This is a genomic window from Acetobacter senegalensis (assembly GCF_001580995.1).
Classification (GTDB): Bacteria; Pseudomonadota; Alphaproteobacteria; order Acetobacterales; family Acetobacteraceae; genus Acetobacter; species Acetobacter senegalensis.
Genome location: NZ_LHZU01000103.1, coordinates 1 through 26,908, shown reverse-complemented (window position 1 = coordinate 26,908; position 26,908 = coordinate 1). Strand labels below are relative to the sequence as shown.

Below are 26,908 nucleotides of genomic sequence, written 5' to 3'. Positions count from 1 at the left end.
AGGGCGGGCGGGGTGGACTGGTCAGATTCAGACATGGAAAAAAACAGCTTTCTTGTCAGGTCATACTGAGATGTTCGGCGGTAGCATGATGGTGTCCCTTCGCCAACCGTCCGAATGGCCCAGGGGCCAGACAAAGAGGGCACTTCCTGCCGTTCTCTGCAAGGGGAAAAGAGCGTGGGGCGGCGACTAAGTGGCTGTTTCAAAGTCTGCCTGATTGATCTCGCAGGCCTTTTTATGCCGGAACGGGTGACTTCCGGGGCTTACTGTCTTCGCTCTGCAGGGGGCATTGAAAACTATTTTTTAACGTGAAAATTCTCTGCCGGGCTATGGCGCAGACTTTTCAACTGCTCTCTCGTCAGTATCGCCACGGGTTAACTGACCGCTTTCAAATGCGAGCTTGCTGGCCTGATCAAAGGTGCTCGTGCCGCCAGTCCCCATTTTCCAGACTGTCCCCGCACAGGCCCAGCAGGAACCACCAGTGCGAGACAACAAGTGTTTCTCCGCTGGCCGGTTGTGCCGCCATGAAGGAGCGAAAACGCTGCACCCGGCTTTGCAGATGGCGGTCGCTCTCCGGCAGGTCGGACCACCAGATTTCGTCCAGACCCGCAAAATCAAGTCGGGGCCATGCAGAACAAAGGGCAGAAGCCGGAGAGCCTTCATCGCAGGAATACATGCCGCGTTCGCGTACCAGCGGTGTGATCTCCGGCGTAATGCCCAGCGCTTTGGCAATGGGAGCCGCCGTTTCCAGCGCACGAGTGAAGGGAGAGACCAGAATGCGGGTAATGTGTTCTCCCGCAAGTTCGTGCACCAGCCGGCGCGCGTGCTCGCGCCCCTGAGCAGACAGACAGGGGTCCGCCACACCGGGGTCTCGCCCTGTAAGGGTGTAGAGCCGGTTGAATTCGCTTTCGCAATGCCGCAGAATGATCATGTTCTAGCAGATAGTGAGAAAACAGGGGTTTTCGCAAGGGCGCAGCGTTTATTAAGGCTGCGTGATACGGGCTGCTCATTGTAACAGGCAGGGGGCTTGTCTATGTGTAAAGAAAGCCCAGTTCCTGAGTGCACCGCGCCAAAGGGGCGGCCACGTAGAAAATGGACATGTGAAAGATGGATTTTTCCTTCGGCCACTTCCCGGTCGATCTGATTCTTTTTGCCCTTGTGGCGGCCTTTCTGGCTCTGCGGCTGCGCAGTGTTCTGGGGCGGCGGGTTGGCATTCAGCCTGCACCCATGCCTGTAGCCCCCCGGCCTGATCCGGCTGGTGTGGTGATTGATGGCAAAGCCGTGCCGCAGGAACAGGCGGTGGAGTATGATATTCCGGCTGCAGGAACCCGCGTAGGGCAGTTGCTGGCCGATATTCGGGCGCAGGATGCGTCCTTCACGCCGCAGCAGTTTCTGGCCGGTGTGCAGACAGCTTTCCGGCAGGTGGTGACAGCATTTGCGGAAGGTGATCGCACAACGCTGAAAAACCGACTGACCCCTGCTGTCTATGCGTCTTTTGAAGCCGCCATTGCCTCCCGTGAGGCTGCCGGGGAAAAGCAGCGGACCGAGATCAAGACGATTCGGTCCTTGGGCATTGAAGATGTCCGCCTGACCCCACTGGCTGTTGGGGTGGGTGCTTCTGTGGATGTGCGCATTGTGTCTGACCAGATCAGCCTTGTTCTGGGGGCAGATGGTCAGCCGATCAGTGGCATGGATGCCGTGACAGAGTTTTCAGACCTGTGGACCTTCGAGCGTCTGCTGGGAACGGCTGGCAGCAGCTGGCGTCTGGCGTCGGCGCGTAGTGCGTGAAGGCATCAGGACGGCCTGAGCCTGACGCGCCGATTCGGTCACGGCGTTACAAGGTTGGGCAGCAGGAAATTGTGCGTGGGGATTGTCTGCGCGTACTGCGGCGCATGCAGGCGGATTCAGTGGATGTGGTGGTAACCTCTCCACCCTATAACATTGGCCTGTCTTACCGCAGTTATCCGGACCGCAAGGAAGAAGCCCATTATCTGGACTGGATGATGGAGGTAGCCGCGGGGTTGCAGCGCGTGCTGCGTCCTGATGGCTCGTTTTTCCTCAATATTTCAGGATCATCCGCTCAGCCGTGGCTGCCGTTTGAACTGGCGGTACGGCTGCGCTCGCTGTTTGTGCTGCAAAACCATATTGCGTGGGTCAAATCCATTTCGGTCGGGGAAGACAGCTTCGGCCACTTCAAGCCCATGAACAGCAAACGGTATCTGCACCGCGGGCATGAGCACCTGTTCCACTTTACCCTGAACGGGGATGTGATGCTGGACCGCCTGACGGCGGGTGTGCCGTACAAGGATAAATCCAATATTGCGCGACGTGGCCACAAACAGGACCGCCGATGCCGGGGGGATGCGTGGTTCATCCCGTATGAAACTGTGCGGGACCGGGCTGAAAAATTTGATCATCCCGGCACATTTCCCGTAGCACTGCCGGAACAGTGTATTCTGTTGCATGGTCGGAAAGAGGCCCGTGTGCTTGATCCGTTCATGGGCACCGGCACCACGCTTCTGGCAGCCCAACGGATGGCATGCCGGGGCGTGGGGATTGAGATTGATGCGGATTATGTGGCCATCGCCCGCAGGCGGCTGGAAGAGGATCAACTCTGCACTGAAGAAGGATGATCGAAAACTTTCATCATTCTGATAAAAATAATCCATTTGACTGTTTGATATGTATCAAACACAACCCTGATGAGAACGAATAAAAGCTTTTCCAGCATTATTTGAAAAATCATCAGGAGTTTTGGTGTTGCGTAGATTGATAGCTTCTCTGGTCGGGGCGGGTGTTCTTGCTTATGGCGGGACAATTGCGTTTTTGACGCATTTCGACCATGTGACAGCGCCTGAACTGCCCGCCACTTCTCCGACAAAGCAGGACCCCGTTGCTCTGGCCGCGTTCAATGCCTTGCGTGAGGCGCGGTGTGACTACTGTCACGCTACGGGCCGGGATCTGCCCTTTTATTTCAAGGTGCCCGTTGCCAACCAGTTGATGGAGAAAGATCTGCATGAAGGTCTGCGCCATTTCCGGATAGAGCCGGTGCTGGCAGCCTTTGATCAGGGCAAACCCCCAACGGAAGAACAGCTTTCCCGTATTGAGGAAGTCATTACCCAGAACCGCATGCCCCCCACCATGTACCTGCTGATGCACTGGCATGCGCATCTGTCTGATGCCGAACGCCAGTCCATTCTGCACTGGGTGGAAGAAACGCGTCGCAAATATTATGCGGACACCGGGGCAGCCGAGAAATTTGCAGCCGAACCTGTGCGACCGGTTCCGGAAACCGTGCCGGTGGATGCCGCCAAGGTTGCCTTGGGCCGCCAGTTGTTTTTTGACAAAACCCTCTCTGGCGATGGCACGCTGAACTGTGCAAGCTGCCATGATCTGAACCATGGCGGTGTGGATCATCTGACAACAGCCACGGGCATTGGCGGCCAGAAAGGCCCCATCAATGTGCCAACAGTTTATGATGCCTATTTCAAGGTGGCGCAGTTCTGGAACGGTCGTGCGGCAGATCTGGCTGAACAGGCTGGTGGCCCCGTGATGAACCCGGTTGAAATGGGCTCGCACGACTGGCCGGGTGTGGCTGCCAAATTGCAGGCAAATCCGGAATATACGGAACTGTTCCAGTCAGCCTTCGGGCCAAATGCGAGCATTGATCAGAACACCATCACCACGGCCATTGCCGAGTTTGAAAAGACACTGATCACGCCTGATAGCCCGTTTGATGAGTATCTGAAGGGCAACGCTACGGCCATCAGTGATCAGGCCAAGCGTGGTTATGAAACCTTCAAGCGGATTGGCTGCTCCGGTTGCCATAGCGGTATTGCACTGGGTGGCGGTGCATATGAGGCAATGGGGCTTGAAGGAGATTACTTCAAAGACCGTGGCGGCAAGGTGACGGACGCTGATGAGGGGCGTTACGCGGTAACCCACAATAATGATGACCGCTTCCGTTTTGTGGTGCCCACCCTGCGCAACATTGATCAGACCGCACCATACTTCCATGATGGTAGCGCCAAGACGCTTGATGAGGCTGTGCGCAAGATGGCCCGTTATCAGACGCCTGATCATGACATTACAGATCAGGATGTTTCGGATATCGTGGCGTTCCTGAAAACACTGACCGGTAAATATGAAGGCCGTTCTCTGGCTGATATGGCCCAGTAATATCCGGTTCTTTGCTTGAAACAGGCCCGCCTGCAGGTGATAGACTTGCAGGCGGGCTTTTTTTATGGGGTTGCACGCGGACAACAGGAGACAAGGGTGTGGTGAAGCGGCGTCGGTTACAGGAAGAGGAAAAGACGCTGTGGTACCACGTCATGCGGGATGTTGTGCCGTTGCATGGAAGCGGTGCCAGTGCGGAAGCCGAGGGGGAAACGCCCGCTACGGCTGAAGCGGCGAGTGAAGTGCCTCCGCTTGCGTCTGTTCGGCCTCTGCCGCGCAAGCGCCGGATGCGCACCGTTGATGTGCCCTTGTTTGTGCCACCAGCCCAACCCGCCGTGCGGGTGCAACATGCGCCTCACCCTACGGAAGAGATTGGGAAGCGCTATCCCGGCGTGGATAATTACAGTTGGCGTACGTTTTCACAGGGAGACATGCGGGTGGAGCGGCGGCTGGACCTGCATGGGCTGGTTGCGCAGGAAGCGTTCCGGCGGCTGATGGAGTTCATGGATGTTGCGCAGGTGCGGGGCCTGCGGTGCGTGGAAATTATCACCGGCCTTGGCTCCGGGCAGGAGGGCGGCATTTTGCGGCGTGAACTGCCCCACTGGCTCGCTCGCCCGGAAATTCGCGGCCGGGTGCTTGGCCTGTCCTACCCGCATGCGGGGAACAAGGGCTCAGTCCGCGTGTTGCTGCGCCGCCGCCGGGGCTAAAGGCGCATCCCGCCACCGGGGCACATTGAAGGCCAGCCAACGCCGGAGGGCGAGCACAACGCTAAGGTCTGGCATCATGGTGGCATAGGCGCTGGTGCAGGCGGACCCCGTGAGCACGATCTGGTTTTCATCCCGCGCATGGGCCTTGAGATCATGGGATGCAGCAGCGATCTGGCTGGCGTGTCGCCATTGTGCCACCGTGGCCGGAAGAGAAAGAATGGGCAGCATCAATCCGGCTTTTATGGCTGTGGCAGTCGCTGTGGCAGACCACGCCTGATAGAGCAGCGCATTGGGAGTCCGGTGCCGTTCCTGCGTAAAAACCGTGTTGAAATCCAAAGGCAGGCCTTGCCGCAGGAAGGGGCTGTTGGCAGGCGCATTGGAAAAAAGCGGCAAAAACCCGTCTTCCTGAAGCGCTGCCATCCGGCCTGAAAAATCGACATCAAACGGAAGCTGGATCACATCCACCGTGCCGGCCCGCAAGGCCTGTAAGGCGGCTTCCGCCGTGCCAAAACCAGTCAGAGGCAGAGGGCGCATACCCAGCAGATCAAGGGCCAGCAGGGTGGGAAGTTCTGGCCCGGTATAGCGGGAGACCCCTACCCGAAGCGGCTGCCCCTTCAGAATGCTGGCAACAGACCGATGCAGCGCGGCCTTGCCCACCACAACAGTAGGCTGGTGGCTGAGAAAAGTAGGAACCCAGCGCTGATAATCATAATGAACGCGGCTATCCCCTGCCAACGCGGCTAGAATAGCGGTGCCCGGCACCATCAGCCCTGCGGGGGGCGTGGCTTGTTCCTGCTGGGTGTCAAACAGATTTGCGCCGGTTACACCGTCCCACCCGGTAGTGGTGGTCAGCGGGAAGGCGGAGGAATACTGAAGTTCGTCCGCCAGAATGGGTGCGAGCAGAGAGGCCCATTGCCCGCACTGGCTTTCCGCCACGCCTGCGACAATAAGAGGGGCGGGGATGGCGGACCCGGCACGGGCGGTTGAAACGCTGGCAACAGAATACAGGCCAGAGAACAGTCCGGCCATCATCATCCTGCGGGACAGGACGTGTTTTTGTTCGGGTTGCTCTGTCTGCTTTCGACCTAGCACGTTGTACAATCCCCTTTGGTCCTCATACTTGACCATTTTCTGCAGGCATAGCGCGGTCAGGGAAAAGGCCCGCTGCACGCCTGATGCTTTTAAAAACGCAACACGGCAAAATCAGGGCTGGCCATCAGGGCCATTTTACCTCGGGCGGCATGCTCATCAGAATGGCCTCCGTGTGGCCTCCGGTTTTCAGGCCAAACAGTGTGCCGCGATCATGCAGCAGGTTGAATTCCACATACCGGCCACGGCGAACAAGTTGTGCATCGCGCTGTTCCGGCGTCCACGGCTCCATCATGCGGCCGCGGATAATCTCCGGATAGGTTTCCAGAAATGCGAGGCCTACGTCCTTGGTGAACGCAAAGTCTTCAGCAATGTTGCCGCTATCCAGCCGGTCATAGAAAATGCCGCCCAGACCACGGGGTTCATTGCGATGGGGAAGGTAGAAATACTTGTCACACCACGCCTTGAAGCGCGGATAATATTCGGGATCATGCTTGGCGCAGGCTTGCTCAAAACCGGCATGAAACCGGGCTGCGTCATCAATGGCGTCCTCGGACGCCGGAAACATGGGGGTGATATCTCCGCCGCCGCCAAACCAGCCCTGTGTCGTGATGATCATGCGGGTGTTGAAATGGGCCGCAGGCACCAGCGGGCTGCACATATGGGCCACAAGGCTGATGCCTGTGGCAAAAAAGCGCGGATCTTCTGAAGCGCCGGGAATAGTAGCGGCAAACTCCGGGCTGAATGTGCCTTCCACAGTGGAAACGTTCACGCCCACCTTTTCAAACACACGCCCATACATCAGGCCCATCACGCCGCCACCGCCGGGTGTGCCATCCTGATTCAGCCGATCCCAGCTTTTACGTTCAAAGCGGCCTGCTTTTTCATGTCCGGCCAGAATGGGGCTGCCCTTCTGCACGGCGTCTTCTTCAATCTGCTCAAAAGCAGCGCAGATTTTGTCCCGCAGGGCTTCAAACCAGGTGCGGGCCTCCGCCTTGAGGGCGTTGTGGGCCGGAACGGAAACAGCTTTGGTCGGAATCATGCCGGGTCTTATATCCTCTCACACGCAGGGTTTCTGCCAGTTTCCCTAGGGGTGCGCTTTCTTGGCGATCATTGCAAGATCACCCTGTTCATCGCTAAACACGGGGGCGCTGTAAAGGCTGATGCCGCAAATCCCTGCTTCCACAGGGTTGCGCCCTCCTTTACGGAGTGAGGGTAGCGCAATGGCGCTATCCAAAAATCAGGCGGTTGCGGAGGGGCGTGTTCTCTTGGGGCGTGTTCTTTCTGCCCATGCAGCAGGAGAGAGCGGATGGAGGGCAGCCCATCTTGCAAGGACCAGACAGGCCGGAGGCATGAGGCTGCTGGCGTGGTGGCCTTTGTAAAAGACTATATGGGGTTTCTGCTCCCTGCGGATCTGAACCTGCTGTGGACTATTGGTGCCATGCTGGTCGCCGTGCTGGGGCTGATGCTCCTTAGCGGCCTTACGCTGGCGTTGTCCTATACGCCGGATGCATCCTTGGCTTTTGGCTCGGTCGAGGCGTTGGAACGGCGTATGCCATCCGGCTGGTTGCTGCGAAGCCTGCATATGACAGGCGCGAGCTTTTTCATGGCTGCTTTGTATCTGCATGTGTTTCGTGGCCTGTATTATGGTTCCTATCGCGCGCCACGCCGTGGGCTGTGGCTGATCGGATCGGCCCTGTTGGTCATGGTCATGGTTACGGCCTTTGCAGGGTATGTGCTGCCGTGGGGGCAGATGTCCTACTGGGGCGCAGATGTTGCCGGAAAAGCCGTAGGGGCCGTGCCGGTCATCGGCTCCCTGCTGGAGCGGGTGTTTCTGGGGGGCGATGCCCCTGGAACGCCGACCTTGCACCGCATGTTCGTGCTGCATTTCACCTTGGCGTTCAGCATTGTGGGAGCCGTGGTGCTGCATGTGGCCGTGTTGCATGCCAGAGGCAGCAGCAGCCCGTCTGGCCCACAGGGGGAGACCCCGGCACGGATGCTGCCTTTTTATCCCTACTTTACCATCAAGGACACGCTGGGCGTTGTGGTGATGGCACTGTTGTTTACGATGGTGATGTGCTTCTGGCCGGGCCTGATTACCGAGCCCGCGAATTATCGACCAGCCAACCCGTTGCATACGCCAGCAGATATTGAACCCGAATGGTACTTCCTGCCCTTTTACGGAATGTTGCAGGCTGTGCCTTCCAAGTTTGGCGGTCTGCTGGTGTCTGCCGGGGCCGTGGTGGTTCTGTTTTGTGTTCCGTGGCTGGATCGCGGGCCGGGATGGACTGGGCCGAAGTCAGGTATGCGGTGGCTTGCGTGGCTGGCAATGAGTGTTCTGGTGGCGTCTTTTGTATTGGCCGGGCTTGCGGGGAGCCATCACGTACAGGGCGTTTGGCTACTGGTTGGCCGCCTGGCAACGGTGGGATATTACGCTTACTTTCTTGGTTTCCTGCCGTTTTATGCAAAGCTCGCTAACTGGGGAGAACGTGCGTGACCGGAACGCAGGTATTGTCCTCCTCCATTGCGCAGGCCCGTAAATGGGGGGGCGTGGCGCTTTTGCTGGGCGTAGGGCTGGGTCATGGTCCGGCGGGGTGGGCACAGTCGTTGGCACCGGCGCAGGCTCCTGTTCAGAACTGGTCTTTCAAAGGGCCGCTTGGTCATTTTGATCTTGCCGCCGTTCAGCGTGGCTATGCCGTTTTTGCGGGTGTCTGCGCGTCCTGCCACGGGCTGACACAGGTGCATTTTTCTGATCTGGCAGGAATGGGCCTGACATCGGAACAGATAGCGGCTCTGGCCGAGGCATGGCAGGTGCCTGACGGTCTGGATGCGGAAGGGAGGCTGAAGCACCGCAAGGCGCAGCCTGATGATGCGTTGCCGGAGCCTTATCCCAACGCACAGGCAGCGCGTGCTGCCAACCGTGGCGCGGTGCCGCCTGATCTGTCTCGTATCACGCAGGTTTATCCCGGTGGGCCGGACCGCGTGTTTGCGTTGCTGACGGGATATGGCGCCCCGCCGTCCCATCAGAGTGGGACGGGGAGCGCTGCTGGCGGAGGTTTGGTCGGAGGGGCTCACCCTGCAGCCGTGGCGGGCGGGGAGGGCGGCTTTGCCAACCCCTATGCCATTGGGCACCGTACCGCCATGCCGCCACCGTTACGGGATGGCGCGGTTGTGTTTACCGATGGCACACAGGCTACTGCAGAGCAGGAAGCGCGCGATGTCACCACCTTTCTGGCGTGGGTTTCCAACCCGCATGCGGACAGCAAGCGCAGGCTGGGTGTTGGCGTGGCGCTGTATCTGTGTTTTCTCGCCACTCTACTTGTGATCCTGAAACGGAGAATCTGGTCTCATGTCCGAAAGTAATGTTGTGGAACCCGTGATCGGCCTTATCGGCGGGTCTGGCCTGTATGATATTGATGGGCTGGAAGACAAGGAATGGCGCACGGTTGAAACCCCTTGGGGCAAACCGTCTGACCAGCTCCTGTTCGGTCGGCTGGATGGTGTGCAGTGTGTGTTTCTGCCCCGCCATGGCCGTGGCCATCCCATTCCGCCCTCTCGTCTGAACTACCGCGCCAATATTGCGGCCATGAAGATGTCTGGCGTGACGGATATTGTCTCACTCTCCGCCGTGGGGTCCTTGAAGGAAGAACTGCCGCCCGGCCATTTTGTGATTGTCGATCAGTTTATTGATCGCACCATCTGGCGGGAAAAGAGCTTCTTTGACACTGGCTGCGTGGCCCATATCTCCATGGCTGATCCGCTGTGCCCGCGTATTGGCGATGTGCTGGAAGCCCAGACCAAAGCGCTTGGCATTGAAGCCACACGCGGCGGCACCTATCTGGTGATGGAAGGCCCACAGTTTTCCACCCGTGCCGAGAGCGAACTGTACCGCACATGGGGATGCTCGGTTATTGGCATGACCAACATGCCGGAAGCCACTTTGGCGCGTGAAGCAGAAATCTGCTATGCAACTGTTGCGATGGTGACGGACTATGACTGCTGGCACACCGAGCACGACAACGTAACAGTGGAAAGCGTGGTGAAAACCATGCAAGGCAATTCAGCCAAGGCCAAAGCCCTGGTAAAGGCGGTTATCCCAGCACTGGGCAAACCCCGTGGCCTTTGCCCCGCCGGGTGTGACCGTGCGCTTGAACATGCCCTTATTACCGCACCTGAAGCACGTGATCCGGAACTCATCAGCAAGCTGAAAGTGGTGGCCGGTCGCGTTCTGGGAAACTGATCTGTCAGCCTCCCTTGCGTGTTGGCGCAAAGCAGTGAATGTTGGGCCAAATTAAAGATTGGCCTAGCATCTCTTATGTCTTCAGTTCGTTTTTCTCACTCTTACTCCCGCCCTGTGGCTCTGGTAACTGGGGCGGCAGGGGGTATTGGGGGCATGCTTGTCAGCCGCCTTGTGGCGGAAGGGTACCATGTGCTGGCGTTCAGCCGCAAAGGGGAGCCCACGGCACAGCCTTTTGTGACCCCCGTTGCGTGTGATCTGACACAGCCTGAGCAGATTGAAGCGGCCGTGGCTGATCTGGCCAACCAGAATGTGGCGTTGCAGGCTGTGGTGCATTGTGCCGGTGTGATCACACCGCAGCGTATGGGCACCACGGATACGGCGTGTGTTTCTGCCCAGTTGATGGTGAATCTGGAAGCACCCATTCTGCTGACCATGCGGGCGTTACCCTTGCTGCCCCCTGGTGGGCATGTCGTGTTTATCAATTCCATGGCCGCGCTGGTACCGCTGGAAGGCAGCAGCATTTATACGGCCAGCAAGTTCGGCTTGCGGGGTTTTGCGTTGTCTCTGGCGCAGGATGTGCAGAAGAGCGGTATTCATGTCTCCTCCGTGTTCCCCGGTGCGGTTGATACCCCCATGCTGCGGCGGGAAATTGACAACGGTGGCTCGCCTCTGAATTTTGTAACGGCTCCTGCCACGGCAGATGAAATTGCCGCCATTGTGCAACAGCTTCTGCACCGCCCGCGGGCAGAAGTGTTCTGCCCCAGTTCTGATGGTATACTGGCGCAGCTTATGTTGATGATGCCGCGTGTATGGCGGCTGATTCTGCCAGTGCTTTTGAAAAAAGGCCGTAAAGGTCAGAAAAAATATCTGGCTGCGCAACAGAAACCGCCAGTCTGATTTTATGGCCGGGAAAGTTGTTTCCTGGCTCTCTTTTCAAGCCGGCGGACGGTGGGTAACGGGGTAAAACAGAACGCTTTACGGGGCTACATGATCAGGTGTGATGACAGTTGGCAGCGGTTCTTCCCGTGTGCCTCTTTTGTTACGCCATTTATATTCGCTCTGATAAGCCCGCCTCTGCTTGGTGACTTCATACAGCATAATTCCTGAACTTGTTCCAAGGTGCAGACAATCCCTCTTTTGAAAATATGATGTTTTACGATGATCGGACTTTTCTGCCGTAAGACTATCCTTCAAAGTCCATATTCTTACATGAAAAATCAGCTTTGTGTTTTAAAGAGCATGCCGCAGGGAATGCTTCGATCATCAGCAAACAATGATCCATAGGCAGATGAAATATAGGAAACACTGAAAGGGAAAATTTTAACAATACTCTTTCTCCATGAAGAGAAAGATCAAGAAGACTATCGAATGCACATAATACCCTTACCTCGTAGGGAAGAGGTATTGTGAAAATAAGCCATTTAACAAAGCGGGCCCTGCTCAACTGAACAGGGCCCGCGGCAGAGAGGCCGGATGTTACGCTAATCAGGCGATGCTGGTGGCCTGCACTGCCTGCTTCGTGGTGTCAGCCGCCAGATAAGGACCAGCAGCGCGGATGGTGAGGGAGAGGAGTGCCATGTCTCCTTCTACCTGCTGAGCATCCAGTGGCAGCAGAGCGTTTCCGTTTGTCCAGGCCACGCCATTCCACCCCATGTCAGCGTGCCAGCCGTCGGGTTTGTTTTCCTGAAGGTGTGTGGCCACAGTCTGCTGACCTTTTGCGGTCACAAGGCTGACTTCACCCACGGCAACCCCCATCTGGCGGCGATCATCCACAAACGGGCCGATCACATCCGTCGGGCGGCTGGCGCGGGAGAGAATACGCACAGACTGCGTGCCAGACGGCAGCATGAAGCTGTACTGCTCGTCCCGGCAGCGCACGGGACGCAGGGTTGCCCCCTTGTCCGTTATAAGGCGCAGGTCGGCGTCATGCACAAGAGCGGCTTTTTCCGGTGCGGGTAGGGCCTGCTCAATGCTCTTTTCACGATGTTCCAGCACATGGAACAGAGGTTGCACAAAGGAGCGATCCACACACAGCGGTGCCCCGGCATCATCCTGCCAGCTCCGCGCTGCGCTGCGCAGAGTTGCCACTTTGCCATCCTGACGGAAGGAGGAGCGGTTACCGGTATCCAGATAGCTTTCCGTCAGCATGCCATCAGCAGTGATAACGGAATGAAGTTCCGTTTCCACGTGATAATAGTCATAGGACAGGATAGATTTGTCATAGAAAATGGTGCGCCCGTTTACCAGCATCCGCACTGGCACAAACCGGTCTTCAAAAAACAGGCAATGTTCAGCAGTAATCAGCATGTCCTTGTAAGGCACGCCATCTGCAATGGCGTCTTTCAGAACGCGCACCGGCCATCCTGCTTCATCATCCGCAAGATGCGGCCGCACCACCGCACGGGCCGTACCAACCCAGACAACGGAACGCAGAATGTTGCGGTTGTTCTTCCAGTCAAATGCAACAACCTGATCACCAATGGTGATGTCTTCAACCGCTACATCCCCATTCGCGGTGCGGATCATGCTGCCAGCAAGGAAGCAGGTGATGACCATAGTGTCGTCATCTGTAGAAGAAAGACCGTTTCCTAAATAATATGTATCCCCGTCGAAGTCCCCTCCAGAAATGGTCCCACTTGCGGGCGCGCCACCATAAAGATCTGAAGGCGTATAATAAACGGGATTTCCTGAAGAATCAGTTGTCTTTTGTGCGAAGGAGACATCCTTCACAATATAGTTCATCCCGGAAGATGAAGATGTGTTTCCATACTGATCGACACCAACAAGCGAATACGTATTTGTTCCTGTTTTTATCCATTCAACATTTGTGTAACCGTACTGATTTTTGATGACGATGGAATCATCAGGACTAAAATTTGTAATCTTGCTTATAGAATAAGAACCACTTCCTAAAGTAACAGTATTATGGCCGCTTCCCGTTGAATTCCCGCCAAAGTCAATAACCGTTGTGTCGAGAGACGTATTGACCGAGAGGTTTGCAGCATTTTCTAGTTTGATCGTACCACCAGAAACTGTTTTGCTGGCTGACATTTGAGTGCCGTCTAATATGACGGTTTGATCAGTCCCGAGCGTAATGGTGCCGTACGAGGTAATGCCGCTAGAACCTGTTACGGTGACAGTTCCTGTACCTTCAAATGTGACTGATTCAGGCGTGGTTGTAGCATCTGTATAAACGTTATTCCATTGATCTGAATACGTATAAGGCGTTGTGTCTATGGTGATGTTGCTGTCCGTATTAATGACAACAGGGTTTTGTCCGTTGGGGTCATAAGGCGCTATCGTTCCAGATGAAGAATCTTTCCACATAGATGGATTATTGAAATTACCATTCCCGCTGACCCAGTCATAAGTCGTCATTTTCCGATCTCCTGAGTTGCGCAAATTTTTTTCGTTAAGATTTTCCGATCGGATTTATGTTTTTGTTGCATTAACAATTTGGGCGAGCTAGTAATCTTAACGGTTTGTTAACCTCTGCAGCCCTTAGATTCGGGCTTGCGCAACTCAGGAATTAAGCAAGAAGCTCGTGCGTTCCTTGCTTGGGTTAAGTAAGGATATGAGTTGAGAGTATGGACCGGAAAGTGGGCTACGCACGCGTCAGTACGGTAGGGCAAACCCTTGATACACAAATAAAATCTCTCAAAAAATTTGGATGCAAACGAATTTTCAGAGAGAAGGCGAGCGGGGCGGACGGTCAGCGCGTTCAGTTACGCAAAATGGTGCAAACCTTGCAGGAGGGGGACACCGTAGTGGTTACCCGCATAGACAGGCTGGCACGCAGTACATTTGATCTGTTTGGTATTGTTAGGGATATTACCCAGAAAAAAGCGCGGTTTTACTCATTGGCGGAGCCATGGGTTGATACGGCTACCAGTACGGGCCGCCTTATGCTTGCGGTTCTGGGTGGTCTAGCTGATGTGGAGCGTGATCTGATCCGCATCCGAACGGCTGAAGGGCGTGCCAGAGCGATTGAACAGGGGAGGCGTATGGGCCGTCCTCGGCGGATTACTGATGCCCAGCGGCAGGAGATTGCAATGCGGCGACAAGAAGGGGAAGCACTGCATTCCATTGCAAGTGCATTCGGGATCAGTGACAGCACGGTCTCTCGTATTGCGAGCGGGAAAGATAGTCATGCCCACAGGAAACTCACGGTTTCATGCTGAGCAGAAGCTGCTTTTGAAGAAAGATGATTTTGTAAGCAACTTTTGCAGATTATGACGCGTTAGCTTTATTGTTTACGGAATTCACCAATCTGGGTGGGAGCGGTCTGGTAAAATTCTTTGGGGTAAACAAAAGATCACCAGACCACTCGAGCAGATTGTCAAAAACAGTTCTAAAACGTTACGGCGGAGCGCATGCCAATAATATTGCCGCTGTTGGGGCCAATGTAGTTGCCGGTTTTGTTGGTGACATCGGCATGGGTGTAGTTCAGCATCAGCCGCGCAAAGCTGAGCAGATACCAGTTTACGCCGATGGTGGCTGTCCAGGCGCGGCCGCCTGTGGGGATGGAGGTCGCATCAATCCAGTCCCATCGGGCGGCAACTTCCCATCCGCCAATTCCGCCATCTGCAACAGGATGGAGGATGCGCGGTGTGGCCCATTGGCCCGTATGGGCAAAGTAGTTGGGGGTCTCGCCTGTCAGGAACGCTCCAGTCTGAAAACTGAAGGCCTGTTCCGTGCCTTGTGCGCCCAGATTACGCGGGCTGAGTGTCAATCCTGGCACGGTATCTCTTAGCTTCATATGGCGCGCGCCGTATTCAACCAATCCCCATGCAGGCCCCCAGATGCCGAAAACCTCCACGCCGCCTGCCATGGAATTGGCAAGGGGTACCATTGGTCCAAACTGGAGACCGAATGCGTCATCTGTCCGGGCCAGTAGGCGTACGCTTTGCGAGAATGTGGCGGCGGGTTTGACATCTTCATAAAAACCCCATGCCCCCAGATGAATAAGAGCTTTTTTGCTTCGCCACGGAATGTAATGGGTGCGCAGCATGTAGGTCAGATCATCCCGCACGTTATTGGTTACGTTGGCGCTATTGACGTCATCACCCGTAATCTGGGTGGCAACATGCCAGTTGCTTCCAAAAATCTTGAAGGCACCGCCAAGACCGTACCAGCCTTTGACCGGGAGAAGCGCACTGGCAACAAGATCACGGTCAAGAAATACGGTCTGATCAGACCCGGTGGAGCCATCAAAGGAACGCTCGTTGAACTTGTTGCCCAGCGTGTATTCAACAAGATGCCCCGCCATCTTGTCGCTCCACGTCATGAAGGCGCTTACGACTGAAAGCTGATTGTTGGCGTAATCACCTTCAAAAACCCAGGAAAGCTGATGGGCGTTTCCTTCCACGCCAAGGCGTGCCGCGCGCAGCGTGGTGCGGGAGACATTCTGTGCGGGAAAGCGGGAACCAAAGGCCGCACCATAATCGGCCAGAATACGGCCGCGCATGCGGAAAGAGTAGGCGTTGTCCGGCGTGGTGATTTCCGGCAGGCCCTTGCCCCATTTCAGAACCAGACCGCCAACGGTGGTGCTGCGGTTGGAAGTGGGAATCTGGGATGCCACGCCCATGACCGGAGCCGAGCCGGATGGCATGTTGGAGATTGCCCCAAAGGTGCCCGGAGCAGCCGGAAGCAGCGGATAGGTGGAACTGCGGGTGTCAAGATAAAGCGGGCTGCCTTTGGCGGGCTCATCCCCGGCAAACTTGACGGGTTCGACAGGGCCGGATTTCAGTGTAGGGGATGTGCGCGCAACGGAGAACGGCGGATAGAAAGCAGGGCTACGAAAGGTCGGTTTTGGGGGCTCCAGTGGGGCATTATGCGCTGCTGCCGTGCCATGGGTGGCAGTGGAGATATGTACCGCATTTTTCTCCACTTTTGAAAGGCGGGATTGAAGTTCATGAATCTGCTGGGCCTGCATTTTAACAAGGCGTGTCAGTTCCTGCACTTCCGGATCGGCTGTGGCAGCGGATGCGTGTGGCGGATGGACGACCAGGCCGAGCATGCCCAGGCTGAGGGTAATACGAGTGCGCATGGCGGTATCTGCTACAAGAAAAGAAAAAGTGTGGCGGACGGGTATCATTGAGATGTCTTGGCGTAGGGGCGTGCCATCAGGCTGGCGGCAAGCCCGCACAAAGCGGCCAAGGCAAGCCATGCACCGGGAATGGCGCGGTTACCCGTGGCATGAATCAACCATGTGCAGACTGTGGGCGTAAAGCCACCCACGCAGGTTGCCAGACTGTACGCCATGGAAAAGCCGGTTGTGCGGATGCGTGGCGGCACGATTTCCGTCAGATAAACAACCGCCGCGCCATTATAGACACTGTAGAGAACGGCCAGCCAAAGCTCTACCGCCAGCAGACGCAGGAAGGACGGAGAAGCCACCAGCCAGCTCATGGCTGGATAAGCCGTCAGAATAGCCAGAACAGTTGACGTAATCAGCAGTTTTTTGCGCCCGATACGGTCTGATACTGCACCAAATAACGGCAGGCACAAAAAGTTGGTCAGTCCCACGCATAGCGTGACAACAAGGCTGTCCGTTGTGGAAAGATGCAGAACAGCACTGCCAAAAGAGGGCGTATAGGCGGTAATGACGTAAAAGGAGGTGGTGGTCATAAGCACCATCAGCAGCCCGATGGAGACAACCCGCCATTCGCGCGCAATGGTCTGCACAATTTCTGAAAAATGGGGCGGCTTGTGTGTTGTGGCGAAGGCTTCTGTTTCTTGCAGATTGCGGCGCAGGAAAAACAGGACAGGCACAATCAGGCACCCGATCAGCAGCGGGATGCGCCACCCCCACGCGGCCATGTCTGGTGGCGAGATAACGGAGGCCAAAGCTACCCCAATGGCTGCCGCCGCCATGACGGCAATCTGTTGGGAGGCGGACTGAAACGCAACAATAAAGCCCCGGTTATGTGGCTGTGCAATTTCCGCCAGATAGACGGAGGTCGAGCCCAGTTCCACCCCGGCGGAAAACCCTTGCAATAATCGCCCGCACAGCACCAGCAGGGGGGCGAGAATACCAATGGCGGCGTAACCCGGCGTGAGGGTAAGCGTGAGGGTGCCAATGGACATGAGGGTAAGGGTAAGGATAAGCCCCTTCCGCCGACCAATTCTGTCCACATAGGCGCCAAGCAGCAAAGCGCCTAATGGCCGCATGAGGAAACCTGCGCCAAAAGTGGCGAAGGACATCATGAGTTCCGCATAAGGATCTGTGGATGGAAAGAAGGCGCGCCCAATGGCGGCGGCATAATAGCCGAACACCATGAAATCGTACATCTCAAGCATGTTGCCGCTCGCCACCTGTGCGGCGGCTTTCATGCGTTCTCGCATGGTCATGGGGGAGGCGGCCGGAGCATGGGTATCTCCATGAAGAGAGGTGTGTGTTTCGGGAAGGCTACCCAAGGTCGTGCTGCTGCTTTGTGTCATGACTCATTTATCTTGATGCTTTTTGTTATTGAGCCCGCCTCACAGGGCGAAGCGAGCAGCATAAGCACAGATAAATAGTATAATCTTCATTAAAATGAGCCGAGCGCAGGAAAATGACCTCAACTGTGTGTTATGCGCACCAACAGAAAAGGTATCAGGGTGAGGTGGTCCCGTCCGTTCGGACAGTTTTGCGGGCTTGATAAGCTATACCCGGTTGTCGTTATGCCGCCCTTCTGACAGCGTTGCTGTTGGCCATCTGGTCCGGGGTTAACCCCGGACCAGATGATGTCGGCACGTCATGATACGCCTCATCGGGCGTACGTCCAGCCAGCGCCGTATGCGGACGCCTTTCGTTATAATGGGCGATCCATCTGCCAAGCCCGGCCCTCAGCTCTGATCCGGTCTCGAACGCGTGCAGGTAGACGCATTCATATTTCAGCGACCGCCACAGACGCTCGATAAACACGTTGTCCAGCCAGCGACCGCGCCCATCCATGCTGATGCGGATCTGACGCTCTTCCAGGAGCCCGGTAAAACGGGGCGTCGTGAATTGTGACCCTTGGTCAGTATTGAAAATTTCCGGGGTGCCGTAGCGCATCAGCGCATCCCGGAGCGCCTCGATACAGAACTCCACGTCCATCGTGTTCGATAGACGCCAGGACAGGACCTTGCGCGTGAACCAGTCCATGATCGCCACGAGATAGAGAAATCCCCGTTTCATGGGAATATATGTGATATCGGAACACCAGACCTGGTCAGGCCGATTGATGACCAGATCCCGCAGCAGATATGGATATTTCCGATGCTCCGGATGAGGCACGGTCGTGCGCGGCTTCTGGTAGATCGCCCGCAGGCCCATGATCGCCATGATCCGCCGGACCCGCTTGCGGCCCACTTCATGTCCCAGGCGGCGCAGATGCCATGTCATCTGCCGTGAGCCATAATAGGGCGTTTCCAGGAACTGGGCGTCGATCAGCCGCATCAGCTCCAGATTGGCCTCGCTCTGTGGCACAGGCCGATAGTAAACGCCCGACCGGTTGAGTTGTAGCAGCGTGCACTGCCGGATGATCGGCAGGCATGCTCTCTTCGGGTCAATCATCTGCCGCCTCTGATCACGCCCAACCGAGCAGAGGCATCCCGCAAAAAATCCCGTTCCACCAGCAACTGGCCGATCTTGGCGTGCAGTTTCTCTACATCAGCAGGGCTGACTGAAGGTTCCGTTACTGACTTACCAGAAAAAAGGCTTGCCATGCCCTCGATCGCCTGCCGTTTCCATTGGGCGATCATCGTCTGATGCACGCCATGTTTCGAAGCCAGTTCCGCCAGCGTCAGTTCCCCACGGATCGCCTCCAGCGCAACCCGTGACTTGAACTCTGCCGCATACCGTTTCCGCGTAACCTTACCCATAAAACCCGTCCTCGTTCAGGCCAGATGATAGCTTATCGCCCTGTCCGAAAAATGGGGACCACCTCTGGGTGTTATTACAGGAAGGTTTTTCCTGATGTCCTCGGAATATGTTTCTTCTGGTGTTGCATTGGCAGGGCGGGTAATGCGGCTGTGTTGTTTCAGGGTAGGAAAATCCAGCCCATCTGTCTGTAAAAGCCCCAGATCATAGGCGAGAGAGGCCGTATAGCCGCTCAACAATATGCGCCAGTCCAGCCGGTACCGCAGCTTGGCCTGCGCCCGTGTCAGAATACCCGTGGTGCAGTTATCGGTTAGCGTATTGTACCATGCGGGGTGGTGAGCCAGCAGATCTATTTCGGTCAAGTAACTTGTAAAGAGCCGCTCCCTTGCCTGCGGAGAAAGAGCGACCCTGTAAAGGTAAACACGCTCTTTGCGGATATCGGTTCGTACGCCTATCAGATCACGTTCATCGGCTGTTACGTAGAACAGTTCGTAATGATGGAAGAAACCGGCAATGGTGGAATAGGCAAATTTCTTCTGCCTGCGGGTTTCAATGGAAATGGCCAGATGTTTGCCATCACTGAACCCGAAGCTGAGAAACACATGGGCAATGGTTTCTCCTGCCCAGTAAGAGGTAATCAGGTCAAGGGATGTGAGTTTGTCCAGATCATAATCGGCATCATAATAACGGGGCGTATAGTCCTGCGGCGTGCGGTAAATGAAATTGCGCACATGGTGGACGTGGGCAATGCGCCCTTCCATGGAGACATCGGCAGGGATGGCGTATTCCCCCGCCCAGTCCCGGTTGTTTTGCGGGGGATCAGTTACATACCAGAGAAAAAATCCGCCAAACAGGATGATACGGGCAGCAATTTTCAGACGCAGTGAGGAAACGAAAAATGTGCAGCCCACCAACGCCGGAAACAGAAATGTCAGCATGATGCGCAGCACGTCTGGTTCAAGCGTGGAATAATAAAAGGCGGCGGCCCCAAATAGCGCTACACACAGAACGCCGATAACACTCAGCCGGTGTATCCATGGGTGGCGGGATCGACCAGAGCGGGTCAAGGCGTTGGCCTCACGCTCTTGCCTGTGCGGGCAGGGGATGTTGTCGTGGTTGGCTGATTATCATTCTGGGGCGCAGCCATATGGGTGCGTGTTGTGGGTACATACTCGCCCCCCAAGGTCATGATATCGTTTCGGGTTATCAATTCGGCAGTTTGTGGTGGGCGGGAGCCATTGTGCAACTGCGCCAGCAGAATACGGCGAACTTCCGCAATGGTAATGGGGTTGGATTGCGTTGAATGGCCAGATCGGCGCACCACCAGTTCTGAATCAACATCTGGCGCGTGCGCGCTTTTGTAAGACACAACACCATCATTCTGCTTGTCCAGCGGGCCATCACCCAGCACCGGTATGATGGAATGCGCCGTGATCTGGTTTGCCACCGGAATGGTGGCAAGAGAGCGGATAAAGGAACTGTGCGGGGACATGCCGTATACGCTGCCAACGCGCCATGGGCGCATGTTCAGCCGCCGAATGTTGGGATCACTTTCCATAACGGCTTTGGTTACTTCCGTAACCGTTATGGGGAACGTGACCATCCGTCCCACTAGATGCGCGAGTGAAAACCCGGCTATATAACTGCCGTGTTGCGGTGTGGAGATAAACACAACACTTTTGACCTCAGGGAGAGGTTTGGGAAAAAGTGCCTCCTGCAACAGGGTTTTGCTGTTGGCGGACAGATTAAGACTATCCAGCGGGCGGGAGATCATGCCGTCCCATAATTTATCGCCCGCATCAATGGCCAATAGCTTGATCAGCAGCCCACCCTGACTGTGGCCAATCAGGGTCATTTCTCCCAGTGCCGGGTCGGCCTGCACGCCGCCAAGCTGACTGACGGCCTGTTGCAGCGCCTCGCGGAGTTGCAGGGCAGAGTAAGGGATAGGGTTGCCAGTGGCATAGGAGAACAGCCAGAATTCGTAATTCTGGCGGATTTCAGTGTCTTCCAGCAGGTCATTGATCATGTCCGCCCAGCGGGCGGCGCTGGATGCTGTGCCGTGAACCAGAATAACCGGCCGGTGCCCGTGCTGGTGCGGTTCAATGGTGATAAGCTGGGGAATGCTCCCTTGGTCAAAGAGCCGCCCGTCCAGAAAACCCTTGTATTCGGTAGACCAATCCATAGCCTCGTTCAGGCTGAGCCCTCGGGCGGCGGTCTGATCATATTGGAGGGGCGTGCTCTCTTCCTGCGGTGGGGATGGCTCCGGGTCATCAATGGCCGCAAGATGTAGCGAGGCTCTTTGCACATCGGCCAGCACCTGCTGGCGTGGGTTGGTCATGACCAGTTGCAGATTGAGCGGAACGCGGAGCTTATCCGTAATCTGGAAAGAGCGGCTTTCCTGCTGCGTCAGGTGAGGAAGGCCCGCCACCGGTTCTCCCAGCCCGACATGGCGATAGATGTTTTGTAGCCCCTTGATGGACAACCGCGCCAAGGGACGCAGATCTGTAAGAGAATGGCCGTGCCATTGGAAAGGGGTGGCGGAGGCTTCTACATCCAGCGTGCCATATGACAGGGTCCATCGTTGGGCAGAAAGCGTGATGGGGGCACCAAGAGCTTCCGTAAGGGCAAACATATAGATATCGCACGCCTGCCGGAAATGAGGATCATATCCACTGGGGCGATCAGCTTCCGGGGCAGAGGGATTCAGATAGGCATAAGCGTAAAGGGCCGCCGCCATAAACTGAGCCCGATCATGCGTTTTACGGGCGCGCTGGTAGCTGAGTTCTGCAAGCGCGAAAAGCTGATCTTCCAGTTTATGGGCGTAAAAATGCCGCTGCGTCATGGCGCGGAGCGTAGCGATTGTCCGGGTGGGCTGCGTCTCCCACAATTTCAGCAGGTTCTGCCGTTGCAGGACGGTGTGGGTTGTATTGCTCAGCAGGTCGCCGTTCAGCGCACTGCGGGACCGGTCCATGTAGGCGCGTTGCAGGGACATTTCATGGACAGAAATCGGGGATGTGCATCCGGCAAGCAGAAACAGGGTTGCCCCATAGGCGGCGGTTCTTGACGAAAGGCGGAGGCGTCTGATCACGGGCACATCGCAGGGCAGGAAGTAGAAAGGGGTGTCTGGCAGGCCCCTTTGTATCCCTTTTAGGCTTTTCCGTCACCCGGCGGTCAGAGTGACAGCGTTGCAGGCCACAGAGCAGCAGCGGACACGGCATGCCTTCACTGGGTGGAAGAGTGTCAGGCTCCAGCAGATGGGTTCACGCGCGGTTCTTACAGGAAGGCTTTATGCTGAATCAGCAGCCTTCTTTTCTGTCGCCAGGCAGCCTTGCCGGGTGCAGTGCCGGAAGAGGAAGTCGTGGCTACCATCCCACGAGCGCTGCCGCTGCCACGCAGACCATTTGTGTCCCAGAAGACGGCAGAGCATGCGAGATCTAAACCACCTCATTCTTTTTCCTTTTCGGCCTCAAAAATCCTTCGTCAGCCCTTCAAGCGCAGACTCATCAAGCAGCCAGAGAGGCAGCTTGTAACAGAGCCACGGAATGATGAATGACTATGCAGGGTTATAAACGGTCAAACCGGGTTCTTGTCCACCCAACCTGCCAAGCCCTGCTATGAAGTTTTCCTGGGTCCTGTGTAACAGGGTGATGTGGGTAAGACCAAACAGGGATGAGGAGCCTGGTGCCCTGAGAAAAATGTCTTGGCGGAGGCTTTTTCTGCGTGTTGGCGCTTGTCCTGCTTTGTTTCGGAAATATCTGTCATTTTTTAAAGATAATGTATTTTTATACCAATATCCGTCAGTCTTATGTTGTCTTTTGTTAAATCTGAAGCGACTATCCCACGGATGACGTTCGTATCTATCGCTTTGGTCTTGTCGCTATAAACATCTATTTTATATGATGTTGGGTGGAATGTTTTTGGGTCAACCCGTTCTGGTTCATATATAAATATCAGTTCTATTGCATCGGCGTTATTGAAGATAAGTCCAGCCCGTGATGTGCAGTTATGATACTGGCAGGCGGTAAAGACGGACATATCGCCAAGGCTTATTTTAGGGGTTGGTAGTCCACCTCAATACGCCATCGCAATTTCTGTGCTGAAAAATGTCTGTGATCCGTAAAGTAAGGAGATTCTTTTAAAAACAGCTTCATTTTCTTTCCGAGATCAGGAGACATGAGTTGGTTGATGGTGCGGCAACTGGAAACGCTAGCAAGCGTGCAGTGAGGTTGAGCGACCGCTATCTCTGAAAATAACAGCGGCAAAATCAGCGCTGTCGGATGTGTTTACAGGATAGCATCGGGGTCTCTCATTCCATAAAATTTCCTGTTTTCTTATTTGCAGCAGCATCTTTTATTTATTGGGTAAAATTTTCCGCGAGGAAAAAGCTTTCTCTATTAAAATCGTTATCGCCTTTAACATTATTTCTCATCTCCTCTTTTTGGGTTCTGTGAGAACGCGGGACGGGGGAGTTAATGTTGAGATATCCAACAGGAAGCTATTTGAAAAATTAGTAGTCAAGCGTTGGAGAGGCGTTTTTAAGGTTGAAACGATGGATAGAAGGTTTGTTGATGCAGGATTGGCAGGATTGGCAGGATTGGCAGGATTGGCGGGATAGGAAACCAATATATCAACCCTCAAAGAGCCGTCGGGCAGACTGAACAGACTTTTCAGGTTGCCTCTACCCCGTATGTTGGCTGTTCAGGCTCTGTTTAAGAATGTGCTTAGATTATTGTGTGGCGCAATCCGGGCCGCCATTTGAGGCACTCAGTGCTTGGCGATGAATTCTTAGATTTGAGGTTCTTAATTAACGCGGCTTGCATGCGTAATGCCGCCTGAGACTGTCGTCATGGTAAGCCCGTGCGATGTCTTTGTTCGATCTTTCGAGCGGTAGGTGGACGATGAGGCCGATGTCGTGTGCCTGAGGATCAGTAGAAGAGGCGCAAAACGCTTTCCGGGCACGCGTTTCTATCCCGTTCAAGCCTCGCATCAGAGAGGCGCTGTTGCGAACGAGTCTGCGCTATCTTCACATATGGACAAAGATTACCGACAGATAGCGACCGACACGGAAGACGCAAAGACTAACCGCTATCTTTAACGGGATGATTTTTCGAGATTTTAGGAAAATGGTGGAAGGGGTTGGATTCGAACCAACGTAGGCGTACGCCAGCGGATTTACAGTCCGCCCCCTTTAGCCACTCGGGCACCCTTCCGACTTGTTGAGGAGTGAACTAAAGGCAGGGGGGAGCGTTGTCAATGGCCTGTTTTCATTCTCTTTCCTCTTTCTCCAAAAAACTTTGTCTTGAGCGGCTGGACAGAGTGTCCGCTTCTCGGTGATGGTGCGGGGATTGCTGATTTTTTGAGCGGGAGAAACTTTTTTGAGCAAACATGTTGCGGCCAAACGGCATACTCCGCGCTCGCTGGCGGCGTTGGAAACGCCTGTTGTGGCCCTGACGGCCTACACAACCCCCATGGCCAAACTGCTGGACCCCCATTGTGATCTTCTGCTGGTGGGAGATTCGCTGGGAATGGTTGTGTACGGCATGGACTCAACATTGGGCGTCAGCACGGACATGATGATTGCCCACGGGCAGGCTGTGGTGCGTGGCAGCCAGCAGGCGTGTGTGGCGATTGATCTGCCCTTTGGCACTTACCAGCAAAGCCCGCAGCAGGCGTTTCAGACATCTGCCGAGATCATGGCGCGAACAGGAGCGGGATGCGTCAAGCTGGAAGGGGGCGTAGAAATGGCGGAAACCATCCATTTCCTCACCCAGCGCGGTATTCCGGTCATTGGGCACATTGGCCTCAAACCGCAGGCCGTGCATACGCATGGCGGATTCCGGACCGTTGGGCGAGGGGATGAGGCCGAGCAGATCATGCAGGATGCGCAAGCCGTGGCAGAGGCCGGAGCGTTTGCCATTGTGATTGAAAGCACCATGGAGCCGGTAGCGCGCGCCATTAGCGAGGCCGTGCCAGTGTTGACTATTGGCATAGGCGCATCACCAGCATGTGGCGGGCAGGTGCTTGTTGGCGAGGATATGCTCGGTCTGTTTTCTGATTTCACGCCCCGCTTTGTAAAGCGGTTTGGAAATCTGGGCGCAGAAGTAGATAAGGCTGCTGCTGCCTATGCAAAAGCGGTGCGTAGCCGTGAATTTCCGGGGCCCGAACAGTGTGTGGGAATGCCCAAGAGCTAAGTTAAGATCAGAACCATGCCAGGGGAGAAAGTTTTACCGGCATGGTTCTGGGATGTTACTCTGTCAGAGCACAGCGGAAGGCGTGCGGTTTACTGGTAACGCGCCAGCCACCAGCCGTAAGATTTTGGCAGCAGAGCGGGGGCTTCCTTGTTATGCACGGCGCGCGCTGCGGCATAAGGCCAGTGCGGGTTGGCCAGCAGGGGCCGCCCGATGGAAACCATCTCCAGGCCGCCGGTGCGGATCAAAGCATCGGCCTGCCTGCCTTCGCTAATGTACCAGGATGTGGAAACAGGAAGGCCAGTTTCCTCACCCACGCGCCGTGCCCATGGGCCCATGAACGCTGGACCCCACGGAATTTTGGCTTCCGGTGTAGAAAAGCCGATGCTGACATCCAGAAAATCCAGCCCTGACGCACGAAGTTTCTGAAGAAGGCTGATGGAGTCCCGGAATGTTTCTTCATCCCGGCCATCAAACTCAATGACCCCAAAGCGGGCGGAAAGCGGCAGATTGTCTGGCCAGACCGTTTTGACGGCTTCCAGTGTTTCAATAAGAAAGCGCGCACGATTGTCTGCGGAGCCACCATACTGGTCTGTCCGTTGGTTGGAATGGGCGGAAAAGAAACTTTGCGCCAGATACCCATGGGCAAAATGCAGCATGAGCCACTGGAAACCGGCATCCCGTGCGCGTTCTGCAGCTTTGACAAAATCGGCTTTGACGCGTGCAATATCATCCAGCGTCATCTCGTGGGGCACGCGGGGAAGGTTGGCCCCGAAGGCAACGGGGGAGGGAGCAATGGTCTGCCAACTGCGGGGATCATTTTCCGGAATATGATCATCGCCTTCCCACGGCACATTCGCGCTGGCTTTGCGGCCTGCATGGGCAATCTGGATTCCGGGCACGGCTCCCGCCTTGCGGATGCTTTCCACAATGGGAGCAAAGGCGGCAGCCTGTTCATCATTCCACAAGCCAAGGCAGCCCGGCGTGATGCGCCCTTCCGGAGAAACCGCAGTGGCTTCCACCACCACAAGGCCGGAACCACCACGCGCCAGAGAGGCATAATGCACGCTATGCCAATCATTCGGTACCCCGTTCTGCGCCATATACTGGCACATGGGGGCTACCATGATGCGGTTGCGCAGCGTGATGTCCTTGAGGGTATAGGAGTCGAAAAGACCAGCCATGAAAAACACCTTTTGTTGGGCTCATTCTGGAGAATGTATAGTTCGACTATAATCGAACTATTGAAACCTGCAAGAGGCTGACAGTAAGGAGACGGTATGAAGCAATATGAGCACCCTCCGGCTGACGCTTTTGAACTGACGGCAGTCCTGCACGCATTGGCGGACCCGTATCGTCTGTTCGTGGTGCGCAGCTTGGCGCAGGTTCAGCCTCAGCCCTGCGCGCCGCTACAGGCCGGGCGGCCCAAATCCTCTACCTCTCATCACTTCATGGTGCTGCGGAAGGCGGGGATTGTGCGGACGGAGGTGGTAGGCACCGCCCACATGAACAGTCTGCGTGATGCTGAACTGGAGGCCCGCTTTCCCGGTTTGTTGGCTTCCGTGCTGAATGCGGCCGAAAATATACCGTTAGAGGCTTGCGCTCAGCCCGCTTCCTGACATGCGTGAGCCGTGAGCCGTGAGCCGTGAGCCGTGAGCCGTGA

At 55.8% G+C, this 26,908-nt stretch carries 22 protein-coding genes and 1 tRNA gene; 12 read left to right on the top strand and 11 right to left on the bottom strand.

Going from position 1 to position 26,908, the window contains the following annotated elements:
- Positions 1 to 409 precede the first annotated feature (409 nt).
- Positions 410 to 928 carry a histidine phosphatase family protein gene (locus tag AD948_RS03615; protein ID WP_006560135.1) on the bottom strand — a complete coding sequence of 173 codons (519 nt, stop codon included), beginning with the start codon at positions 926 to 928 and terminating at the stop codon, positions 410 to 412.
- Between the two features lie 176 nt (positions 929 to 1,104).
- Between AD948_RS03615 and AD948_RS03610 the strand changes: the two genes are divergently transcribed.
- From AD948_RS03610 to AD948_RS03595, 4 genes are all read left to right on the top strand, one after another.
- Positions 1,105 to 1,785 (top strand): Tim44/TimA family putative adaptor protein, encoded by a 681-nt coding sequence (locus AD948_RS03610; RefSeq protein WP_006560134.1) that lies wholly within the window; start codon positions 1,105 to 1,107, stop codon positions 1,783 to 1,785.
- Positions 1,782 to 2,630 carry a DNA-methyltransferase gene (locus AD948_RS03605; protein WP_006560133.1) on the top strand — a complete coding sequence of 283 codons (849 nt, stop codon included), beginning with the start codon at positions 1,782 to 1,784 and terminating at the stop codon, positions 2,628 to 2,630. The genes AD948_RS03610 and AD948_RS03605 overlap by 4 nt, the downstream gene beginning before the upstream one ends.
- Positions 2,631 to 2,757: 127 nt before the next feature.
- Positions 2,758 to 4,176 carry a cytochrome-c peroxidase gene (locus AD948_RS03600; RefSeq protein ID WP_061470767.1) on the top strand — a complete coding sequence of 473 codons (1,419 nt, stop codon included), beginning with the start codon at positions 2,758 to 2,760 and terminating at the stop codon, positions 4,174 to 4,176.
- Positions 4,177 to 4,187: 11 nt separating this feature from the next.
- Complete coding sequence (locus AD948_RS03595; protein WP_408736052.1) at positions 4,188 to 4,880, top strand: Smr/MutS family protein; 693 nt, start codon at positions 4,188 to 4,190, stop codon at positions 4,878 to 4,880.
- On the opposite strand, the gene AD948_RS03590 is transcribed toward AD948_RS03595, so the two are convergent.
- Positions 4,845 to 5,972, bottom strand: coding sequence for a hypothetical protein (locus AD948_RS03590; RefSeq protein ID WP_156478911.1), 1,128 nt, complete (start codon positions 5,970 to 5,972; stop codon positions 4,845 to 4,847). The two genes, AD948_RS03595 and AD948_RS03590, sit on opposite strands and share 36 nt — an antisense overlap.
- Positions 5,973 to 6,096: 124 nt before the next feature.
- Positions 6,097 to 7,011 (bottom strand): oxygen-dependent coproporphyrinogen oxidase, encoded by a 915-nt coding sequence (gene hemF, locus AD948_RS03585; RefSeq protein WP_061470752.1) that lies wholly within the window; start codon positions 7,009 to 7,011, stop codon positions 6,097 to 6,099.
- Between the two features lie 267 nt (positions 7,012 to 7,278).
- Here hemF and AD948_RS03580 point away from each other — a divergent pair, with 267 nt between their 5' ends.
- The 4 genes from AD948_RS03580 to AD948_RS03565 all read left to right on the top strand — a co-directional run bounded on the left by AD948_RS03580 (position 7,279) and on the right by AD948_RS03565 (position 11,106).
- Positions 7,279 to 8,466: a cytochrome b gene (locus tag AD948_RS03580; protein ID WP_061470750.1), complete on the top strand. Its 1,188-nt coding sequence runs from the start codon at positions 7,279 to 7,281 to the stop codon at positions 8,464 to 8,466.
- On the top strand, positions 8,463 to 9,332 hold the full coding sequence (locus AD948_RS03575) for a cytochrome c1 (protein ID WP_061470748.1): 870 nt from the start codon (positions 8,463 to 8,465) through the stop codon (positions 9,330 to 9,332). The genes AD948_RS03580 and AD948_RS03575 overlap by 4 nt, the downstream gene beginning before the upstream one ends.
- Positions 9,319 to 10,209 (top strand): S-methyl-5'-thioadenosine phosphorylase, encoded by an 891-nt coding sequence (locus AD948_RS03570; RefSeq protein ID WP_006560008.1) that lies wholly within the window; start codon positions 9,319 to 9,321, stop codon positions 10,207 to 10,209. Before AD948_RS03575 ends, AD948_RS03570 begins: the two co-directional genes overlap by 14 nt.
- Before the next feature lie 75 nt (positions 10,210 to 10,284).
- Positions 10,285 to 11,106, top strand: a complete 822-nt coding sequence (locus AD948_RS03565) for an SDR family NAD(P)-dependent oxidoreductase (RefSeq protein ID WP_248845907.1) — start codon at positions 10,285 to 10,287, stop codon at positions 11,104 to 11,106.
- Between the two features lie 588 nt (positions 11,107 to 11,694).
- Here the strand turns inward: AD948_RS03565 and AD948_RS03560 are convergent.
- Entirely contained in the window at positions 11,695 to 13,587 is a 1,893-nt protein-coding gene (locus AD948_RS03560) for a Hint domain-containing protein (protein ID WP_061470747.1), read from the bottom strand.
- A 209-nt stretch (positions 13,588 to 13,796) separates the two neighbouring features.
- On the opposite strand from AD948_RS03560, the gene AD948_RS03555 reads away from it, so the two are divergent.
- Positions 13,797 to 14,390: a recombinase family protein gene (locus AD948_RS03555; protein WP_061470745.1), complete on the top strand. Its 594-nt coding sequence runs from the start codon at positions 13,797 to 13,799 to the stop codon at positions 14,388 to 14,390.
- Positions 14,391 to 14,560: 170 nt separating this feature from the next.
- Here the strand turns inward: AD948_RS03555 and AD948_RS03550 are convergent, their stop codons facing one another.
- The 5 genes from AD948_RS03550 to AD948_RS03525 all read right to left on the bottom strand — a co-directional run bounded on the left by AD948_RS03550 (position 14,561) and on the right by AD948_RS03525 (position 22,145).
- Entirely contained in the window at positions 14,561 to 16,258 is a 1,698-nt protein-coding gene (locus AD948_RS03550; RefSeq protein WP_169797381.1) for an OprO/OprP family phosphate-selective porin, read from the bottom strand.
- 44 nt (positions 16,259 to 16,302) lie between these two features.
- Positions 16,303 to 17,652: an MFS transporter gene (tcuC, locus tag AD948_RS03545; protein ID WP_006559443.1), complete on the bottom strand. Its 1,350-nt coding sequence runs from the start codon at positions 17,650 to 17,652 to the stop codon at positions 16,303 to 16,305.
- Positions 17,653 to 17,872: 220 nt separating this feature from the next.
- Positions 17,873 to 19,059 (bottom strand): IS3 family transposase gene (locus AD948_RS03540; RefSeq protein WP_156478910.1). Its coding sequence is split into 2 segments (ribosomal slippage): positions 17,873 to 18,789 and positions 18,789 to 19,059, totalling 1,188 coding nucleotides; the frame shifts between segments, so codons are not numbered across the junction.
- 15 nt (positions 19,060 to 19,074) lie between these two features.
- The gene (locus tag AD948_RS03530; protein ID WP_211264426.1) at positions 19,075 to 20,124 is read right to left on the bottom strand and encodes an Lnb N-terminal periplasmic domain-containing protein; all 1,050 of its coding nucleotides are present in this window, start codon (positions 20,122 to 20,124) and stop codon (positions 19,075 to 19,077) included.
- Positions 20,121 to 22,145, bottom strand: a complete 2,025-nt coding sequence (locus tag AD948_RS03525) for an esterase/lipase family protein (protein ID WP_061470764.1) — start codon at positions 22,143 to 22,145, stop codon at positions 20,121 to 20,123. Before AD948_RS03525 ends, AD948_RS03530 begins: the two co-directional genes overlap by 4 nt.
- A gap of 1,269 nt (positions 22,146 to 23,414) precedes the next feature.
- On the opposite strand from AD948_RS03525, the gene AD948_RS03520 reads away from it, so the two are divergent.
- On the top strand, positions 23,415 to 23,672 hold the full coding sequence (locus AD948_RS03520) for a hypothetical protein (protein ID WP_061470738.1): 258 nt from the start codon (positions 23,415 to 23,417) through the stop codon (positions 23,670 to 23,672).
- Between the two features lie 509 nt (positions 23,673 to 24,181).
- Here AD948_RS03520 and AD948_RS03515 read toward each other — a convergent pair.
- Positions 24,182 to 24,267: transfer RNA gene (locus AD948_RS03515), tRNA-Tyr, on the bottom strand.
- 165 nt (positions 24,268 to 24,432) lie between these two features.
- Between AD948_RS03515 and panB the strand changes: the two genes are divergently transcribed.
- Positions 24,433 to 25,248: a 3-methyl-2-oxobutanoate hydroxymethyltransferase gene (panB, locus tag AD948_RS03510; RefSeq protein WP_061470736.1), complete on the top strand. Its 816-nt coding sequence runs from the start codon at positions 24,433 to 24,435 to the stop codon at positions 25,246 to 25,248.
- A gap of 89 nt (positions 25,249 to 25,337) precedes the next feature.
- On the opposite strand, the gene AD948_RS03505 is transcribed toward panB, so the two are convergent.
- The gene (locus AD948_RS03505; protein WP_058986968.1) at positions 25,338 to 26,429 is read right to left on the bottom strand and encodes an NADH:flavin oxidoreductase/NADH oxidase; all 1,092 of its coding nucleotides are present in this window, start codon (positions 26,427 to 26,429) and stop codon (positions 25,338 to 25,340) included.
- A 96-nt stretch (positions 26,430 to 26,525) separates the two neighbouring features.
- Here AD948_RS03505 and AD948_RS03500 point away from each other — a divergent pair, with 96 nt between their 5' ends.
- Complete coding sequence (locus tag AD948_RS03500; RefSeq protein ID WP_061470734.1) at positions 26,526 to 26,864, top strand: ArsR/SmtB family transcription factor; 339 nt, start codon at positions 26,526 to 26,528, stop codon at positions 26,862 to 26,864.
- Positions 26,865 to 26,908: the final 44 nt, after the last annotated feature.